Consider the following 16,509-nt stretch of genomic DNA (forward strand, 5'->3'; position numbering starts at 1 on the left):
AACTCCTAAAATGTTCTTATGTTATTTAAATTTTCTAAAGCATTTAATTTTTTATCGTCATTAAGCAAATCGTCTTTTATAATAATTTCACAATCTTTATATTTTAAAAGCTCATCAATATCACATTCTTTTAGGCAAATTATCATAGTTTTTTCATAGTCTTTTATAAAATATTTATTGTATTTATATTCTATTTTAGAAGTCAAAGAATATCCTTGCTTTAAAATAAACTCATAAACTAAATCAAGCTCACTTCTATCTTGTTTTATCTTTTCAAGTCTAGTAAATAAATTTTCTTGGGTAATATTTTCTCCACTCCATTCACTAATATTTGAACTATCTAAATAAAAAACCTTAACTCCATCATCAAAACTAGCATCTTTATAATCTTGCTTGATTTTTTCACTAGATTTTTTTATCCTTGCAAGTCCTATTTCACAAATATTTTTATATCCGTTTTGATATGCTATGCTCTTAGTATCAGTAGGCTCTGGGACTTGCACTAAAATATATTTTCTGTTTCCACCATCTTCGGCATTTAGTTGCATCACAGCGTGTGCCGTTGTCGCCGAACCACTGAAAAAGTCTAAAATAATATCGTCTTTTTGAAGATTTTTAGAAAATAACTCTAGTAAAAGCCTTGTAGGTTTAGGATTTTCAAAAACTAATTTTTTAAATAGTTGCTCTACTTCATCATTACCATCAGAAGTCCAATACCCATTTATTAATGAATACATTTTTGAAACATCACTATTATTATAAGCACAAATAAGATTAAAATTTGTATCCTTATATTGTTTTAAAAAATATGTTTTATTATTAATATTTTCTAATATTTCGTTATATTTTTCTTTAGTAATCATTTGTTCATTTAAAAAAATATCTAATTCTTCAAACATTAAATTTCTATGTTTAATTAACCTACTACCATATTTATCAAAAAGTGGTTCTAATTTTGGATGATTTGTATATTTTCCATGCACCTTTCTTATTAAATCATCGATAATTTCTGGCTTATCCTTACTTTTAAAAAGACCATCAAATAAATTTTTATTTTTAACATAAATTAAAATATATTCGTGTCCTTCATAAAAATACTTAGCTTGGCCACCACCTGATTTTTTTTGCCAAACAAATTGAGATATAAAATTATTTTGTCCAAAAATTTCATCACATAATAGTTTTAATTGTGCTGCTTCATTATCATCAATACTTATAAATATCACACCATCATCACGGAGTAAATTTTTTGCAAGTTTTAGCCTTGGATACATCATATTAAGCCAATTTGAATGAAACCTACCATCTGTGTTCGTATTTGTTGTGATATTATTTAATTGCTCTTTGTAAGCTTTTAAAGTATCGTTAAAATCATCTTTATACACAAAATCCTTGCCTGTATTATAAGGTGGGTCAATATAAATTATTTTAATTTTTTCAAAATAAGATTTTTGAAGTAATTTCAAAGCTTCTAAATTATCCGATTTTATATAAATATTATTTGAATTTTCATTTGAATTATTTTCATCGTATCTTAAGGTATTTGTGGTTGATTTAAAATAGCTATTTAATACATTTTCCTTACCAAACCAATTTAATCCATATTTTTCATCACCTGTAATCCCCCCCCCCCATTAAAGATTTTAAAATTTCATAATTAATTATTCCATCACTCACTGCTTCAGGGAAAATTTGCTCTAATTTTTTTATATTTTCATTAATCAAATCTAAACTTTTATCATTTGCTTTCATTTTTTCCTCTAAAAATAAATAATAATTTTAATAAAGACTACAAATGTAGTCTTTTATTTATTCGTTTTTTGCGTATTATTTTGCTGAGTTGGTTGCTCAGTTTGAGTATTTTGTTGATTATTATTTTGTTGTACTTGTGCTGGTTGCTGTATAGTTGCTACATTAAATTTACGTTTATAAACACAAGTTACACCACCTTCATTTTGCACTATAGGAAATTTAAAATCACAAAAATATGTAGAAACTACTATAGGAATTTGTTTGTTCATTAATTGACTTGGCTGAAAATAAAAAACTTGCCCATTTTTACAATTTGGCTCAACCCCTGAAAAAATATTCTCATTTACAATACAAACTTCATTTTTATATGTATTTGTAGCATTTTGATTACAACCTAAAAATAAAATACTAGATGCTAAACAAAAAAATATTTGTTTTTTCATAAAATCTCCTTAAATATTATTAAAACAACCGATTATAACACAAAAACTTTAGTATAAATTTATACAAAAAATTGATACAAATTGTAACTAAATTAAAAATATATAAGACAAAAAAAACAATAATAAATCATATTTAACTTATAAAGATAATATTTGTCATATTTTAAAAAAGGGATAATATTGCAAGAATTATTACAAAATTTATGGAAAGATTTACTAGGTAACCTTGATTATAACTACGAAAAAAATATATTTTCAAATGAATTTGCTGCTTTAGTATTAACAGCAAATGAAGCTAATTACAAAGAATTATTAAGTCTAAAAACATATACAACCTATCTACAAATAAATAATTTTTATGAATTAAAAAAATTACAAATAGGGGTATTAAATTCAATAAAAAATAATCTTTTAGACCCTAAAGAGATATTATTTCATTTAGAAAAATTAAAAAACATAGTAAAAAATGAAACAATATTTAATTATCTAAAAGAACAAAACGGGACAAACTCAAATAAATTTAATAATGAATTTGATAAAACTAAAAATAAATTAAATGAAATTTTTAATGAGTTAAATAATTTATTATCCGATGACTTAAAAAAACAAGTGCAAGAATTTAAAAATCAGCTAGAAACAAAAGATTTTAAAATAGCTTTTAGCGGGATATTTAATGCCGGTAAATCAAGCTTAATAAATTCATTATTAGATAGTAATTTTTTGGGTGTATCAAATGCACCAGAAACTGCTAATTTAAGCATAATAAATTATTCTAATAATCCTTGCGTTAAAGTAAATTTTTATGATGAAAAAGAATTTAATACAATCAAATCTCAAGCTAGTTTAAATGAGGAGTTAAGTGAATATTTTAAAATTGATTATAAAAAATTTGAAAGCATTAACATAGAGCTTAAAGACCTTTATAACTACACAAGTGCTAATTCTAATATGAGTATTTTTGTAAAAGATATAGAAATTAACATAAATAATGAATATTTAAAAAACAATATAAGCATTATAGATACCCCAGGACTTGATGATATAGTAATCAGTAGAGAACAAAAAAGCTTAGAATTTCTTAAAAAAGCAAACTGTATTTTATACTTAATGAGTGCTACACAAGCACTTAGCATTAAGGATTTAGAATTTTTATGTAATTTTATGAAAAACAACCCAACAACGAAACTAATTTTAGTTCTTACAAAAAGTGATTTAGTAAGTCAAAGCGAATTATTTAAATTAAAAGATTATGTGCAAAATCGCTTTAAAAATGAATTATTAAAACACAACATAACAACTCCTTTTTATTTATTTAGCGTTAGTGCTAATGAATATCAAAATAATAAAAATAATGGTAATATAAACTCATTAAGAATGTTTTTAAATGAAAATATTTTTAACTCATCAAATACAAAAGAATTTACCAATAATATAAAAGAAAAAATTAAAAATATTATCTCAAACGAAATTTTAAATTTAGAAAATATAAATAATTCTCTTAAACTTGATGATAATAACTACAAACAAAAAATAGATGAATTAAAAGAAAAAGCTAGATTGCAAAATGAAAGAAAAATTTTAAATTTTGAATTGTTAAAAGAATATGAAAATAAAAAATATGAATTGCAAGAACACGAGCTAAAATTTTTAGCAAAAATACAAGCAAATAAAATATTTGATGAATTAAATTACAATAAAAATTATTCTAATGAACAAGCAAAAAACATAATAATGCAAGGCTTTAAAGATTGTTTAAGTGGTAATTATTCTAGCTTAAAACATAATTTTATGAATGATTTTGATGAAATCTGTAAAAAAATTGAAATCAATTCGGATATTGTATTTGAATTTAATAATAAAAAACTTCAAGAAAACTATGATAATTTAGATAGGGTATTAAATACATTTAATATTTTATCAACAAAAGTAGAAAATGATATTCAAGAAAAATTAAATGCTATATACACGAATTTAAATTATGATATTTTTAAATTTATTAAACAAAAAAACACAGCCGATGATTATTTAAAATCAACGCTAAATAGCATGTATACAATAACACATATACCTGAAAATATTAGTGATGCTAGTTTAATTTTAGAAAAAAATACAAAAATTATTGAACAATTAACACAATTAAAAAAGGCATTAGATGATTAAAAATGTAATAGATGAATATAATAAAAAATTTAATCCTAGTTATGATGATAATTTTTTAGGACACTTAAAAAATATTAAAAATAAGCTAGAAAATCCTAAATTTATGTTGAGTAAAGAATTGATACAAACTATGGATAAAAATATTACTAATTATCTACAACCAATTCAAGTTGGGGTTATAGGACAATTTAGCTCTGGGAAAAGTTCTTTACTAAATTTATTATTTAAAAAAAATCTATTAGCTACTGGTGCAAGACCTGTTAGTGTTGTCGCTACATATATTAAATATGGTGAAAAAGATGTTGTTTTAGGAGAATATGAAGAAGGTTTAAAAATTATTAATAGTAAGAATTTAAACGACCAAAATGAAAATATTGATGGGCTAAAAAATATACACATATATACTGATAATGAAATTTTAAAAAATATAACCTTAATAGACACCCCAGGCTTAAACGCTAATGAAAATGATGAGGAATTTTCTAAGAATTTAATTAATTCTTTTGATGCACTAATTTGGCTAAGTTTAGCTGAAAGTGCTGGAAAACTTAGTGAAGAAAAGGCTATAAAATCATTCAAAAAAAATATTCCAAGCATTTGTTTAGTAAATCAAAAAGATAAATTAAATAAGCAAGAACAAGAAAAATTGCAAAATTATTTAAATAAAGTTTTTAGCAAATATTTTTCAAAAATAGAATTAATTTCGTGTAAATTAGCTGTAGAAAATAATAATGATTCTAATATTGAAGCATTCTACAATTTTCTCAAAGACCTTAATAAAACGGAAATAAAAGAAAAAATAATAAAAGAAAATTTAGAAAATATAAAATATCAACTAAATTATATAAATTTAAAAATTTATGATGCACTAAATACTTTAAATGCAAGAATTGATGAATATAACGACATAATCAAAAAAATAAACAATAAAGAAATTTTTGATGATTTTAATGAAAAAATACTAAATGCATTAAAAACTATAGCAAAAAATATAACTCAAGAATTTTTAAATAATTTTAAAGAAAAAAATGCAAATTATTTTACAAATAAAAAAACATTATTGCATAAGGATTGTTACGAAAAAAACGAATATAAATACAAAACAATAATCCCTGATGATACGTTTTTAAATATTTTTTATAACAAAGACATCATTAACAAAGAATTTTTAAGAATAAAAAAAGAACTAAATGATTTATTTTTAAATATTAAAGATAATTTCAAACAGCCTTTGAATAATTTTATAAATAATTTAAATTTATTAAAAACCAAAGAATTAGGTAAAAATTATTTAACAATAGTAAAATCTGAATATTATGGAATATGTGATGATTTTTACAAAGCGCTTGATGAATTAATAATAAATGATTATCAAAAAGCCTTTTTTCAATATGAATTAAAATTAAATTTATTATATGAAAAAATAAATACAAAGGCTTTAAATAATTATGAAAATGCTACAAAATTAAGCCTTTCATTTTTTTATGAAAAGATTAACGCTAGTCGTGAATTTTATGAGCTTGACAACACTAAATTTAAACTATATTTACCTAGCGAAAATGAAATTTATAACAGGCTTTTAACGGATTGCTCATTCTATGAATTTGAAGAATTGTTAATAAATAAAAAACAAATGAATAAACATTTTAATGATTATTTAACCGAACTTAGCTTAATTTGTGAAAAACAAAAAGAAGCTATTAATATTCGCTTAAATAAACTAAAAAATATTGAAAATTCTTTATTAGAAATATTAAAAATAGAAAATTAATTAAAATTTTTAATTAATTTTCTACAAATTACATTAAATTATTATTTTAAATTTATCTTTTGTTTTTTATTATTTTTTTATTTTAATATTTTATAAAAATTAAGAAAGATTATTTAAAAATGGTAAAAACTAATTTTAAAAATATAATGTTTTAATACAATATGTTAAATTAATTATCTTTTTAAATATATTAATATTAAATATAAAAACTTTTTAATCATATAACTAAATTGATATTTTAATAAAATATAAATTTATTTTTCAATTATAAATTAATAATTTTAAATTTATTACTTGCAATAATTTTTTAAAAAATTGAATTTTATAAATATTTTTCTATTTCATCAAGGCTATTTTTATGAAAATTTCTTAATTTTATATTTGAATAAAATAAGCCATTGGTTTTGATTTTTAAAAATCTCTTTTTTCTTTTATAGCTTTTAATATCGCTTAGTTTTATGTATTTTGTAAAAAATATAAATCTAACTCCAATTCTATCTTTATACAAAATCACTTTAATTATAGGCATATCATAAATATAAATCACAAGCAAAATTGAGAAAAATATGCTTAAATAAACAAAGCCTGCTTTAAAAGCTCCTTGTGTTATTGCAATAATCAAATAAATAAATACAAAATACAAAACACTGCTAAAATCTAATTTAGATTTAATTATTTTCGCATCCATAAATTACTCATTAATTGATAAAATCTCAGCTCTTCCATTTACAATAGCTACGCAGTGTTCATAATGAGCAGTATTTAACCCATCTGCTGAAGCAGTTTCCCACATACCTTTTAGATTTTTAGGTCTTCCATCTTTTTGACAAATCATAGGCTCTATACAAAATACCATTCCATTTTTAATCTTTGGACCATTTTTAATACTATCATTTGGGTGTAGATAGTTTGGTATTTCAGGCTCTGCGTGTGGTTTTCTACCAATGCCGTGTCCGCAAAACCCTTCTAGTGGAACAAAACCACGAGAGCGAATAAAGTCTTCTAAAATCTTGCTAAGCTCTTTAAATCTCATACCATCTTTAATATTACTTATTGCATTTAGCAAACAATCCTTGCTACAAGCAATTAATTCTTCATCTTTTTTAGAGATTTTGCCAACACCATAAGTCCTAGCAGCGTCTCCATAATATCCATCTATGAAAGTTCCAACATCGCAACTTACAATATCGCCTTCTTTTAAAACTCTATCATCAGGAATTCCATGAATGCAAGTTTCATTAAGACTAACACAAATTGCACCTGGAAAACCATAAAGCCCTTTAAAAGCTGGTTTTGCACCAAGACTTAAGATATAATCTTCTGCAGCTTTATCTAATTCTTTTAAAGAAATTCCTGGTTTTATTAAAGTTTCAAGATAATCTAGCGTTTTTGCAACCATTTTATTAGCTACTCTTAATTTTTCTATTTCTGCTGGTTTTTTAATTTCTATCATATTTTACCTATCTATATTGAATTTTTAACGTATCTAATCCATAAATCAAAATTTGGTTTTTCCAAACTAACTTTTGTTTGATTTCCATGCCCTGGTAAAAGTATAAAATCATCTTTTAAATTTTTAGCTTTTTCAAGGCTTTTTATCATATCCTCCGCACTAGAAAATAGAAAATCCCATCTTCCTATACTTCTTTCAAATAAAAAATCTCCACTAAAATAAAAATTATCAAATTCTATTATAGAACAACCTGGAGTATGACCTGCAAAATGATGAAAAGTAAATTTTAAATCATCAAAAACCAAACTCTCGCCATCTCCTACACCTATAGCTATATCATCACTATGAATAAATCCACAACTATTAGGGTCTGCTAACATAAAAATATCATCTCTATGGCAATATAAAGGTGCATTAAATTCTTGAGATACTATTTTATTATCCCAAACATGGTCATGATGTCCGTGAGTGTTTAAAACTGCTACAACTTTACTACAATTATTTTTAATAAAATTTATGGAATTAAATCCTGGATCAATAACAATATCAGCATTTTTACCTTTTATAATATAACAATTTGTAGCATATACACCGCACGGCATTTTTAAAATTTCATTCATTATTAATCCTTTCATAAAATTCTTTTAATATCCTAGTATCACTTGAAGCTTCAAATATTATTGATGTTTTAGGAACTTTTTGTATTTTTTCAAATTGTTCTAATAAAATTAATGCTGGGTCTATAGTAATAGAATTAACAAAATAATTTTTAATTTCTTTATCTAAAAATGGGTAATGAGTACAAGCATATAAAATATATTGATAATCTCTTTTTGTAAAATAATTAGACATAATATCATTAGCTTTATTAAATTCCATACTCTCAACAATAGGAACAAATTCTATGGGACTTATGAAATCCGCTTTGATATTAAATTTATCACAAGCATTTTGATAAAGTGAAGAATTAATAGTTGCTTTTGTAGCTATTATCAATGTATTTTTATTATTAGCAATCCTGCTAAGACCTAAAATAGCAAAATCGCTTATTGGTAAAACTTTGGTCTTTGTCTTTAAAACTGGCAAAATAGAACTAACAGTATTACATGCTAGAATAATCAAATCTACATTTTGTTTTTCTAAATAATCTAATGCCTGCTGTCCAATTTGTATAATCTCATCTTTACTTTTAGTTCCAAATGGAACATTTTTATTATCAGCATAATATAAAATTTCATCAGCTATTTTAACTTTATCAAGTAGTTTTAATACTCCTAAACCACCTACACCACTATCAAAAACTGCAATTTTATTTAACGCCATTGTATCTTCTAGCACTTAAATATCTATTTTTCCAATACTTTGAATCCAAATTTTGAACTCTAGTGCCACCTTTTGATGATAAATGTATGAAAGACTTTTTTTCTAAATAAATACCAACATGCATACCATTTCTACCTCTTCCAGTTTTAAAAAAAACCAAATCACCTGCTTTAAGATTTTTTTTTGAAACTGCAACACCACCTAATCTTTGTTCTGCCGTACTTCTAGCTAAAATTATACCAAAAGCATTATTAAAAACATATCTTACAAATGATGAACAATCTCCACCTGTATTTTGATTACTTCCACCCAATTTATAAGGAGTATATTTCCACACTTTAGCCTCTAATAAAATTTTATCTATAATACTTCTATTAACTTTAGATAATTTTTCATATTCCTCTTCTAAACTAAATGTTTCATCATAATTAGATTCAGGTTCGAACATTTGAATATGGTAATTAGAATATGAATTATTTAAATCAATATAATTAGAATTTGTATTATTATAAAAATTGGCTACATTTCCCGAACAAGACACGAAAAATATAGCCAATATTAAAGGCAAAAAAATTCGCCATTTATTAATCATAAGCCTACTGCACTTAAGGTTTGATATTTATTCACATACATTTGAGCTTCAATTTTTCTCATTGTATCAAGTGCTACCTGAACAACAATTAAAACTGATGTTCCACCAAAATAAAATGGAACTCCCATAAATTTAGCTAAAAGCCAAGGAAGTGTAGCGATAATTGCTAAATATATTGAGCCACTTAATGTCAAGCGACTTGCAATTTCATTTAAATATAAAGCTGTTCCTTCTCCTGGACGAATACCTGGAATAAAACCACCTTGTTTTTTTAGGTTTTCTGAAATATCTTTTGCATTAAACACTATTGAAGAATAAAAATATGCAAAAAAGATTACAAAAAAGAATGTAAAAATATGAAATACATAACCATTTGGATTGAAAATATCATTAATTTTCATAATGTATTCATTTGTACTTGATTGTAAAACAGTAGCAGGAAATGTTAAAATTGCACTAGCAAAAATTGGAGGAATTACACCACTTAAATTTAATTTAATAGGAATATAATTCATAATTCTTTTATTTTGATTTTGCATTAAAACTTTTCTACTATAAGAAATTGGAATCCTTCTTTCTCCCAATTCTACATAAATAATAGCACCAATAGCTGCAATAATAACTAAGGCAATACCAATTACTACTAAGAAATTTAATTCACCAGTATTTACAAGGTTAATTGTGCTAGAAATCGCACTAGGAATTCCCGAAACGATACCAGCAAAAATAATTAATGAAATACCATTGCCAATACCTCTTTGAGTAATTTGCTCGCCTAACCACATAAGCAACATAGTTCCAGCTAACATACTAGCAGCGCTTAAAGCTATAAATGTATTAAAATCAATCATAATAGCAGCTTCACCTGTTCTTGAGTGTAAGCTTTGAAGCCCTATTGAAACTCCAACACTTTGAACTAAAGTAATCACAATAGTTGCTACACGAATAATTTGCATATATTTAACCATTCCATCGCGTTCTTTTTTCATACGACCGATATTTGGAAATGTTGCTGCAAGTAATTCCATAATAATTGATGAAGTAATATAAGGCATTATACCTAAAGATATGATTGATAAACGCTCAGCAGCTTTTCCACTAAACATATTAAACATACCTAAAGCATTATTTGTATTTGAATTAAAAAATTCCTTAATTACATCTACATTTACACCAGGAACTGGCACGTAAGCCAGTATCCTGTAAGCAAATAAAAGCGCCAATGTTATAAAAATTTTATTGGCAAGATTTTTATTCATTATTTACTTCCGCTAGTTTTAATGTTTTCGTCTTTGATTTTTGCTACTAATGAACTAGCACTTGCGCCAATTAATTTTATTTTCTTAACGCTTGAAGAAAATTTATGAACACTTTTTAAGCTTTCAAAAGTAATTTCTTTTAATTCTTTAATAGCTGTAACTTTTTCAACATTAATTACATAAGGTTTTTCAAACTTAGAAGTAAAACCAACTTTAGGTAATCTTCTTTGAAGTGGTTGCTGACCACCTTCAAAACCTCTTTTTTCATTATAACCTTTTCTAGCTGTTTGACCTTTACCACCTTTTGTAGCAGTTTTTCCCCAGCCAGAACCTTGACCACGGCCTATTCTTTTTGTTTTATGAGTAGAGCCTGCTGCTTTTTGTAAATTTTCAAGTCCCATTTTTTATCCTTTCAACATACTTAAAGCTTTGATTGTAGCTCTTACAACGTTGCCTGGATTTGATGAACCAAGTGATTTTGTAAGAATATCTTTAATACCTGCAAGTTCAATAATTGGACGGCTTGAACCACCTGCGATAACTCCAGTACCTTCGCTAGCAGGTTTTAATAAAATACGGCTTGCATTGTATTTTACTTCAATATCGTGTGGGATTGTTTGGCCACGAAGTTTAACTGAAATGATGTTTTTAAACGCATCATCTACTGCTTTTTTAATAGCATCAGGAACTTCTTTAGCTTTACCATAACCAACACCTACAAGACCATTTCTATTGCCCACAATTACAAGTGCTGTAAATCTAAAGCGACGACCACCTTTAACAACCTTTGTAACTCTACCGATATCAACAATTACTTCTTCAAATTCTTCTCTATTATATTTTTCCATAATTTATCCTTATAGTTTGATACCGTTTTCTCTTAAAGCATCAGCAAAAGCTGCTACAACACCATGGTATAAATAACCATTTCTATCAAAAACTGCTTCTTCAATTTTTGCTGCTTTTAAGCTTTTTGCAAATTCAGCTGCTAATTTCTTAGCACCTTCAATATTTGCTTTAATGCCTAATTTTTTACCATTTAAGCTAGCTATTGTGTGAGCTTTTACATCATCAATTGCTTGAACATAAAGCGTTCTATTTGATTTAAAAATAGATACCCTTGGTAAAGTTGCACAACCGCTAATTTTTGCACGAATTCTCTTTTTTCTCTTAATTCTAAGAGATAATTTTCTTTTTAAGATATTTGCTCTCATTATTTATCCCTTACTTCTTAGATGTTTTACCAGCTTTGCGAATAATACGCTCATCTGAATACTTAATACCTTTACCTTTATATGGCTCAGGTGGTCTAAATTCACGAATTTTAGCTGCAACTTGACCTACTACTTGCTTATCAGCACCTGTAATAATAATAGCATTTTTTTCAACTGCTATTTCAATACCTTCTGGAGCATCAAAAATAACAGGGTGAGAAAATCCTAAAGCCATTTCTAAAGTTTTACCTTTCATTGCAGCTTTATACCCAACACCATTTATTTCTAATACTTTTTTAAATCCTTGAGTAAGACCTACTACTATATTATTAGCTAAAGCCCTGTAAGTTCCCCAATAAGCTCTTGAGCTTCTATCATCGCCCTTTGGAGTAAAGATCACTTTATTATCTTTAACTTCAACATTTACATTACCTTTAAAATCAAGTTCTTTTTTTACATTTCCTTTAGTAAAACTAAGAACATTACCATCAACTTTAGCTGAAATTCCAGCTGGAATTTCAATTGGTTGTTTTCCTATTCTTGACATAGTTTTCCTTTTTATTTGTCTAGGGAAAGCTTAAGCTTTCCGAATGCCATAAAAAGCATTAATTACCAAATAGTGCAAAGTACTTCGCCACCGATGCCTTCTTTATAAGCAACTTCATTGCTAATAACACCCTTGCTTGTACTTACAACTATTGTTCCATAACCGTTTTTAAATCTTTTGATTTCTTCTTTACCACGGTAAACTCTACGACCAGGCTTGCTAACACGTTTTATCTCATTAATAACGCTTTTACCTTTTTCATCATATTTCAAAATAATATTGATAAATTTTTTCTTATCTTCTTCTATTACGCTATAATCTTCAATATAACCTTTCGCTTTAAAAATATCAACAATAGATTCTACAACTTTTGAGTGTAGTAATTTTGTTGTATCTAATTTACGAAGTGCTGCATTTCTAATACGAGTTAGTGAATCTGAAATTAAATCGTTAATCATAACTTCTCCTTACCAGCTAGCTTTCTTAAGACCAGGAATTAATCCTTCATTAGCCATTTTTCTTAGGCACACACGGCAAATTCCAAAATCTCTATATACTGAGTGTGGACGACCACAAATTTGGCATCTTGTATAAGCTCTAACTTTAAACTTAGCTGGACGAGCAGCTTTTGCTATCATTGATTTTTTTGCCATATTACTTTCCTTTTGTGAAAGGCACACCGAATAATTCTAATAATCTTAATGCCTCTTTATCGCTATTTGCTGTTGTTACAACATTTATATTCATACCATGGGTTCTTAAAATTTGGTCATATACAACTTCAGGGAACATTAATTGTTCATTTAAACCGAAGCTATAATTTCCACGACCATCAAAACCATCTCTACTTAGGCCTCTAAAGTCTTTAACTCTTGGTAATGCAATAGAAATTAACTTATCTAAAAACGCATACATATTGTCTTTTCTTAAAGTTACCATTACACCAACAGGGAAACCATCTCTTACTTTAAAACCAGCAACTGATTTTTTAGCTTTAGTTACAACTGCTTTTTGTCCTGAAATTAAACTAATTGTATCAACAATGCTTTGTAATACTTTTTGATCTTTAGTAAATTCAGCACCTAAACCAACGCTAATTACAATTTTTTCAATAGCAGGAATTAACATAGGATTTTTAATATCAAATTCTTTAGCAATAGCAGGCTTAATGCTATTAACATATTTTTCTTTTAATCTCATATTATGCCTCCACCTTTGCTACATTTGAAATATCCATAGGCATTTCCTTATTTACAAAACCACCTTGTGGATTTTGTTCGCTTGGTTTAACTGCTTTCTTAGCAATTTTGCAACCTTCAACGATTACTTGATTTTTCTTAGGAAAAACTGCCTTTACAACACCTGTTTTACCTTTATCATCACCTGCGATAATTTTTACATTATCACCTTTTTTAATTTTAAATTTAACAGCCATTATAAAACCTCCGGAGCTAGTGAAACAATTTTCATAAAGCCACCATATCTTACTTCTCTACCAACTGGCCCGAAAATACGAGTTCCAACTGGCTCTCTTTTAGCATCTAAAATAACTGCTGCATTTTCATCAAAACGAATTAATGAGCCATTTTCTCTTTGAACTTCTTTTTTAGTTCTTACGATTACAGCTTTAACTACTTGACCTTTTTTAATTTTACCATTTGGTAAAGCTTTTTTTACAGATGCAACTATAACATCACCTACAGTAGCATATCTTCTCTTGCTACCACCTAATACTTTTATACACATTAACTCTTTTGCACCGCTATTATCAGCAACTACAAGCCTTGTAAAACTTTGAATCATTACTCAACTCCTGCTGCTAATATTGTCTTAAGACGAAAAGATTTGCATTTTGACAATGGTCTGCATTCAATAGCTACAACTGTATCGCCAACATTAGCAGTATTTTTTTCATCATGAACTAAATATTTTTTAAAGCGTTTTACTATTTTTCTATATCTTGGATGAACAACCTTACGTTCTACTAAAACACTAACTGTTTTATCACCTGATTTAGAAACAATTACGCCTTGAATTTCTCTTTTAAAACTCATTACTGGCCCCTTATTTCATAGCTGATATTGCAGTACTGATTTTAGCAATATCTTTTCTTACTACGCTAAGCTCATTTGTATTTGTAAGCTGCATCGTTTTAAGCTTTTGTTTTAGTGTAAATAAAAGCACCTTTTTCTCTCTTAACATAGCATTTAATTCTTCTGCTGTTTTATCTTTTAGCTCAGTATATTTCATTTTCACTCTCTCTTGTAACGAACTTAGTTTTAAATGGTAATTTACTCATAGCAAGTGCAAGAGCTTCTCTAGCTAATTCTTCACTAACGCCTGTCATTTCAAAAAGAATTCTGCCTGGTTGAATATTCATTACCCATTCTTCAACTCCACCTTTACCTTTACCCATCCTTGTTTCAAGTGGTTTTTTAGTTAAAGGTTTATCTGGGAATACTCTTATCCATGATTTACCTTGTCTTTTAACATGACGAGTTAGAGCAATACGAGCTGCTTCAATTTGGCGTGAATTAACTCTACCACCCTCAGTAGCTTTTAAAGCATAATCACCTAGAGCAAGTTTTGTGCCACGGCAAGCATAGCCACGATTGCGGCCTTTCATCATTTTTCTAAATTTTGTTCTTTTTGGCATCAACATAATTATTTACCTCTTCTGGTTCTTCTTGTCTTCTTTGCTGCTGGCTCTTCAGTTTTATCAGCTTGAACACCTTTATGTAATACCTCACCTTTAAATATCCATACTTTAATACCTATGTTTCCATAAGTTGTATGAGCTTCAGCAAAACCATAATCAATTTTTGCTCTTAAAGTATGTAAAGGCACACGACCTTCAAGATACCACTCTGTTCTAGCCATTTCAGCACCACCTAAACGACCTGCAACGCTAACTTTAATACCTTTTGCTCCTGCTTTTTGTGCATTTTGAATAACTTTTTTCATAGCACGGCGGAAAGCAACACGCTTTTCAAGTTGAGTTGCAACACTTTCTGCTGCTAATTGAGCTGATGCATTAGCACGACGCTCTTCTTTAATATTAATATTTACTTCTTTATTGATTAATTTTTGTAGTTTTGTTTTAATTACTTCAACATCACTACCTTTTTTACCAATTATAATTCCAGGGCGAGCTGCAACTACAGTAACTCTTAATTTCTTAGCAGTTCTTTCTATTATTATTTGACTAACGCCTGCATAGTATAGTTCTTTTTTAAGAAAAGTACGAATTTTATAGTCTTCACCTATGCCTTGAGCTAAATTTTCCTTAGCTGGAAACCATCTTGATTCCCAATTTCTATTAATTCCTAGTCTAAGACCGATCGGATTTACTTTTTGTCCCATTTTAGCTTTCCTTACTTTCAGTTTTTGCTCTGCTTACTTCAACCATAATATGAGCAGTTGGTTTTCTAATGCGACTTGCACTACCTCTTGCTCTTGGTCTAATTCTTTTTAGAACTGCACCTGCATCAACACGGCATGAACTTACTACAACTTCACTTGGCTCATATCCACCATTTGCAACAGCACTTGAAATTGCATTAGAAATGTATTTTGCTGCTTTATTTGGCATAAATTTTAAACTAGCCATTGCTAATTCAGCATTCATTCCTTGAACTTCTCTTGCTAACAATCTTGCCTTAGTTGGTGATAGTCTTATGAATTTAATTAATGCTTTACTCATCTACTACCCCTTATTTTCCAATTTTCTTCTGCACAGAACCTTTGTGGCCTTTAAATGTGCGAGTTGGTGCAAATTCACCTAATTTATAACCTATGTGATTTTCAGTTACATATACTGGAATAAAGCTTTTACCATTATGAACGTTAAAAGTAAGACCGATCATATCAGGAGTTATAGTGCTTCTTCTTGACCAAGTTTTAATTGGTTTATTATCGTTAGCTTTTTTTGCTGCGATAACTTTTTTCATAACATGAGAATCAACAAAAGGACCTTTTTTTAATGATCTAGCCAT

At 27.2% G+C, this 16,509-nt stretch carries 26 protein-coding genes; 2 read left to right on the plus strand and 24 right to left on the minus strand.

Annotated elements, in window-relative coordinates:
* Positions 1-5 precede the first annotated feature (5 nt).
* The 3 genes from NY022_RS02485 to NY022_RS02495 all read right to left on the minus strand — a co-directional run bounded on the left by NY022_RS02485 (position 6) and on the right by NY022_RS02495 (position 2,195).
* Complete coding sequence (locus tag NY022_RS02485; protein WP_267523413.1) at positions 6-1,466, minus strand: site-specific DNA-methyltransferase; 1,461 nt, start codon at positions 1,464-1,466, stop codon at positions 6-8.
* A 145-nt stretch (positions 1,467-1,611) separates the two neighbouring features.
* Positions 1,612-1,752, minus strand: coding sequence for a hypothetical protein (locus tag NY022_RS02490; protein WP_267523414.1), 141 nt, complete (start codon positions 1,750-1,752; stop codon positions 1,612-1,614).
* A 53-nt stretch (positions 1,753-1,805) separates the two neighbouring features.
* The gene (locus NY022_RS02495; protein WP_267523415.1) at positions 1,806-2,195 is read right to left on the minus strand and encodes a hypothetical protein; all 390 of its coding nucleotides are present in this window, start codon (positions 2,193-2,195) and stop codon (positions 1,806-1,808) included.
* Positions 2,196-2,375: 180 nt separating this feature from the next.
* Between NY022_RS02495 and NY022_RS02500 the strand changes: the two genes are divergently transcribed.
* A complete protein-coding gene (locus NY022_RS02500; RefSeq protein WP_267523416.1) occupies positions 2,376-4,355 on the plus strand; it encodes a dynamin family protein in 1,980 nt (659 codons plus the stop codon).
* Complete coding sequence (locus tag NY022_RS02505) at positions 4,348-6,126, plus strand: dynamin family protein (protein WP_267523417.1); 1,779 nt, start codon at positions 4,348-4,350, stop codon at positions 6,124-6,126. The genes NY022_RS02500 and NY022_RS02505 overlap by 8 nt, the downstream gene beginning before the upstream one ends.
* A 322-nt stretch (positions 6,127-6,448) precedes the next feature.
* Here the strand turns inward: NY022_RS02505 and NY022_RS02510 are convergent, their stop codons facing one another.
* From NY022_RS02510 to rpsS, 21 genes are all read right to left on the minus strand, one after another.
* The gene (locus NY022_RS02510; protein WP_267523418.1) at positions 6,449-6,814 is read right to left on the minus strand and encodes a hypothetical protein; all 366 of its coding nucleotides are present in this window, start codon (positions 6,812-6,814) and stop codon (positions 6,449-6,451) included.
* Between the two features lie 3 nt (positions 6,815-6,817).
* Positions 6,818-7,579, minus strand: a complete 762-nt coding sequence (gene map / locus NY022_RS02515) for a type I methionyl aminopeptidase (RefSeq protein WP_214116039.1) — start codon at positions 7,577-7,579, stop codon at positions 6,818-6,820.
* An 11-nt stretch (positions 7,580-7,590) separates the two neighbouring features.
* Entirely contained in the window at positions 7,591-8,199 is a 609-nt protein-coding gene (locus tag NY022_RS02520) for an MBL fold metallo-hydrolase (protein WP_267523419.1), read from the minus strand.
* The gene (locus NY022_RS02525; protein WP_267523420.1) at positions 8,192-8,917 is read right to left on the minus strand and encodes a glutamate racemase; all 726 of its coding nucleotides are present in this window, start codon (positions 8,915-8,917) and stop codon (positions 8,192-8,194) included. Before NY022_RS02525 ends, NY022_RS02520 begins: the two co-directional genes overlap by 8 nt.
* Positions 8,889-9,350, minus strand: coding sequence for a C40 family peptidase (locus NY022_RS02530; RefSeq protein WP_267523421.1), 462 nt, complete (start codon positions 9,348-9,350; stop codon positions 8,889-8,891). The genes NY022_RS02525 and NY022_RS02530 overlap by 29 nt, the downstream gene beginning before the upstream one ends.
* 140 nt (positions 9,351-9,490) lie before the next feature.
* A complete protein-coding gene (gene secY, locus NY022_RS02535; protein WP_267523422.1) occupies positions 9,491-10,753 on the minus strand; it encodes a preprotein translocase subunit SecY in 1,263 nt (420 codons plus the stop codon).
* Positions 10,753-11,154, minus strand: coding sequence for a 50S ribosomal protein L15 (gene rplO, locus NY022_RS02540; RefSeq protein ID WP_214116065.1), 402 nt, complete (start codon positions 11,152-11,154; stop codon positions 10,753-10,755). Before rplO ends, secY begins: the two co-directional genes overlap by 1 nt.
* Positions 11,155-11,157: 3 nt before the next feature.
* On the minus strand, positions 11,158-11,601 hold the full coding sequence (gene rpsE, locus NY022_RS02545) for a 30S ribosomal protein S5 (protein WP_267523423.1): 444 nt from the start codon (positions 11,599-11,601) through the stop codon (positions 11,158-11,160).
* A 9-nt stretch (positions 11,602-11,610) separates the two neighbouring features.
* Entirely contained in the window at positions 11,611-11,967 is a 357-nt protein-coding gene (gene rplR, locus NY022_RS02550) for a 50S ribosomal protein L18 (protein ID WP_267523424.1), read from the minus strand.
* Between the two features lie 10 nt (positions 11,968-11,977).
* Positions 11,978-12,514 carry a 50S ribosomal protein L6 gene (rplF, locus tag NY022_RS02555; protein ID WP_267523425.1) on the minus strand — a complete coding sequence of 179 codons (537 nt, stop codon included), beginning with the start codon at positions 12,512-12,514 and terminating at the stop codon, positions 11,978-11,980.
* Positions 12,515-12,576: 62 nt separating this feature from the next.
* The gene (gene rpsH, locus NY022_RS02560; protein ID WP_267523426.1) at positions 12,577-12,972 is read right to left on the minus strand and encodes a 30S ribosomal protein S8; all 396 of its coding nucleotides are present in this window, start codon (positions 12,970-12,972) and stop codon (positions 12,577-12,579) included.
* Between the two features lie 9 nt (positions 12,973-12,981).
* Positions 12,982-13,167, minus strand: coding sequence for a type Z 30S ribosomal protein S14 (locus NY022_RS02565; protein WP_172234194.1), 186 nt, complete (start codon positions 13,165-13,167; stop codon positions 12,982-12,984).
* Between the two features lies 1 nt (position 13,168).
* Positions 13,169-13,714, minus strand: coding sequence for a 50S ribosomal protein L5 (gene rplE / locus NY022_RS02570; protein WP_214116075.1), 546 nt, complete (start codon positions 13,712-13,714; stop codon positions 13,169-13,171).
* 1 nt (position 13,715) lies between these two features.
* Positions 13,716-13,949 carry a 50S ribosomal protein L24 gene (gene rplX / locus NY022_RS02575; RefSeq protein WP_214116077.1) on the minus strand — a complete coding sequence of 78 codons (234 nt, stop codon included), beginning with the start codon at positions 13,947-13,949 and terminating at the stop codon, positions 13,716-13,718.
* Positions 13,949-14,317: a 50S ribosomal protein L14 gene (gene rplN / locus NY022_RS02580; protein ID WP_267523427.1), complete on the minus strand. Its 369-nt coding sequence runs from the start codon at positions 14,315-14,317 to the stop codon at positions 13,949-13,951. The genes rplX and rplN overlap by 1 nt, the downstream gene beginning before the upstream one ends.
* Positions 14,317-14,568 carry a 30S ribosomal protein S17 gene (gene rpsQ / locus NY022_RS02585; RefSeq protein ID WP_267523428.1) on the minus strand — a complete coding sequence of 84 codons (252 nt, stop codon included), beginning with the start codon at positions 14,566-14,568 and terminating at the stop codon, positions 14,317-14,319. Before rpsQ ends, rplN begins: the two co-directional genes overlap by 1 nt.
* Before the next feature lie 10 nt (positions 14,569-14,578).
* On the minus strand, positions 14,579-14,764 hold the full coding sequence (gene rpmC / locus NY022_RS02590; RefSeq protein WP_267523429.1) for a 50S ribosomal protein L29: 186 nt from the start codon (positions 14,762-14,764) through the stop codon (positions 14,579-14,581).
* The gene (rplP, locus tag NY022_RS02595; RefSeq protein ID WP_267523430.1) at positions 14,751-15,176 is read right to left on the minus strand and encodes a 50S ribosomal protein L16; all 426 of its coding nucleotides are present in this window, start codon (positions 15,174-15,176) and stop codon (positions 14,751-14,753) included. The genes rpmC and rplP overlap by 14 nt, the downstream gene beginning before the upstream one ends.
* Before the next feature lie 2 nt (positions 15,177-15,178).
* Positions 15,179-15,877 (minus strand): 30S ribosomal protein S3, encoded by a 699-nt coding sequence (rpsC, locus tag NY022_RS02600; protein ID WP_267523431.1) that lies wholly within the window; start codon positions 15,875-15,877, stop codon positions 15,179-15,181.
* Between the two features lies 1 nt (position 15,878).
* Positions 15,879-16,217: a 50S ribosomal protein L22 gene (gene rplV, locus NY022_RS02605; protein ID WP_214116095.1), complete on the minus strand. Its 339-nt coding sequence runs from the start codon at positions 16,215-16,217 to the stop codon at positions 15,879-15,881.
* 10 nt (positions 16,218-16,227) lie between these two features.
* Entirely contained in the window at positions 16,228-16,509 is a 282-nt protein-coding gene (rpsS, locus tag NY022_RS02610) for a 30S ribosomal protein S19 (RefSeq protein WP_214116097.1), read from the minus strand.

Origin of the sequence: Campylobacter sp. MG1, assembly GCF_026616895.1 — a bacterium.
GTDB lineage: Bacteria > Campylobacterota > Campylobacteria > Campylobacterales > Campylobacteraceae > Campylobacter_E.

What these genes read in the sequence shown, in the direction of transcription:
- rplO (WP_214116065.1), bottom strand. Translation starts at nt 11,154, where the DNA reads ATGGGACTTGAAAATTTACAAAAAGCAGCAGGCTCTACTCATAAAACA.
- secY (WP_267523422.1), bottom strand. Translation starts at nt 10,753, where the DNA reads ATGAATAAAAATCTTGCCAATAAAATTTTTATAACATTGGCGCTTTTA.
- NY022_RS02530 (WP_267523421.1), bottom strand. Translation starts at nt 9,350, where the DNA reads ATGTTCGAACCTGAATCTAATTATGATGAAACATTTAGTTTAGAAGAG.
- rplF (WP_267523425.1), bottom strand. Translation starts at nt 12,514, where the DNA reads ATGTCAAGAATAGGAAAACAACCAATTGAAATTCCAGCTGGAATTTCA.
- map (WP_214116039.1), bottom strand. Translation starts at nt 7,579, where the DNA reads ATGATAGAAATTAAAAAACCAGCAGAAATAGAAAAATTAAGAGTAGCT.
- rpmC (WP_267523429.1), bottom strand. Translation starts at nt 14,764, where the DNA reads ATGAAATATACTGAGCTAAAAGATAAAACAGCAGAAGAATTAAATGCT.
- NY022_RS02495 (WP_267523415.1), bottom strand. Translation starts at nt 2,195, where the DNA reads ATGAAAAAACAAATATTTTTTTGTTTAGCATCTAGTATTTTATTTTTA.
- rplN (WP_267523427.1), bottom strand. Translation starts at nt 14,317, where the DNA reads ATGATTCAAAGTTTTACAAGGCTTGTAGTTGCTGATAATAGCGGTGCA.
- NY022_RS02520 (WP_267523419.1), bottom strand. Translation starts at nt 8,199, where the DNA reads ATGAATGAAATTTTAAAAATGCCGTGCGGTGTATATGCTACAAATTGT.
- rplX (WP_214116077.1), bottom strand. Translation starts at nt 13,949, where the DNA reads ATGGCTGTTAAATTTAAAATTAAAAAAGGTGATAATGTAAAAATTATC.
- rplR (WP_267523424.1), bottom strand. Translation starts at nt 11,967, where the DNA reads ATGAGAGCAAATATCTTAAAAAGAAAATTATCTCTTAGAATTAAGAGA.
- NY022_RS02565 (WP_172234194.1), bottom strand. Translation starts at nt 13,167, where the DNA reads ATGGCAAAAAAATCAATGATAGCAAAAGCTGCTCGTCCAGCTAAGTTT.
- rplP (WP_267523430.1), bottom strand. Translation starts at nt 15,176, where the DNA reads ATGTTGATGCCAAAAAGAACAAAATTTAGAAAAATGATGAAAGGCCGC.
- rpsS (WP_214116097.1), bottom strand. Translation starts at nt 16,509, where the DNA reads ATGGCTAGATCATTAAAAAAAGGTCCTTTTGTTGATTCTCATGTTATG.
- NY022_RS02505 (WP_267523417.1), top strand. Translation starts at nt 4,348, where the DNA reads ATGATTAAAAATGTAATAGATGAATATAATAAAAAATTTAATCCTAGT.
- rpsC (WP_267523431.1), bottom strand. Translation starts at nt 15,877, where the DNA reads ATGGGACAAAAAGTAAATCCGATCGGTCTTAGACTAGGAATTAATAGA.
- rpsH (WP_267523426.1), bottom strand. Translation starts at nt 12,972, where the DNA reads ATGATTAACGATTTAATTTCAGATTCACTAACTCGTATTAGAAATGCA.
- rplV (WP_214116095.1), bottom strand. Translation starts at nt 16,217, where the DNA reads ATGAGTAAAGCATTAATTAAATTCATAAGACTATCACCAACTAAGGCA.
- NY022_RS02490 (WP_267523414.1), bottom strand. Translation starts at nt 1,752, where the DNA reads ATGAAAGCAAATGATAAAAGTTTAGATTTGATTAATGAAAATATAAAA.
- NY022_RS02510 (WP_267523418.1), bottom strand. Translation starts at nt 6,814, where the DNA reads ATGGATGCGAAAATAATTAAATCTAAATTAGATTTTAGCAGTGTTTTG.
- rpsE (WP_267523423.1), bottom strand. Translation starts at nt 11,601, where the DNA reads ATGGAAAAATATAATAGAGAAGAATTTGAAGAAGTAATTGTTGATATC.
- rplE (WP_214116075.1), bottom strand. Translation starts at nt 13,714, where the DNA reads ATGAGATTAAAAGAAAAATATGTTAATAGCATTAAGCCTGCTATTGCT.
- rpsQ (WP_267523428.1), bottom strand. Translation starts at nt 14,568, where the DNA reads ATGAGTTTTAAAAGAGAAATTCAAGGCGTAATTGTTTCTAAATCAGGT.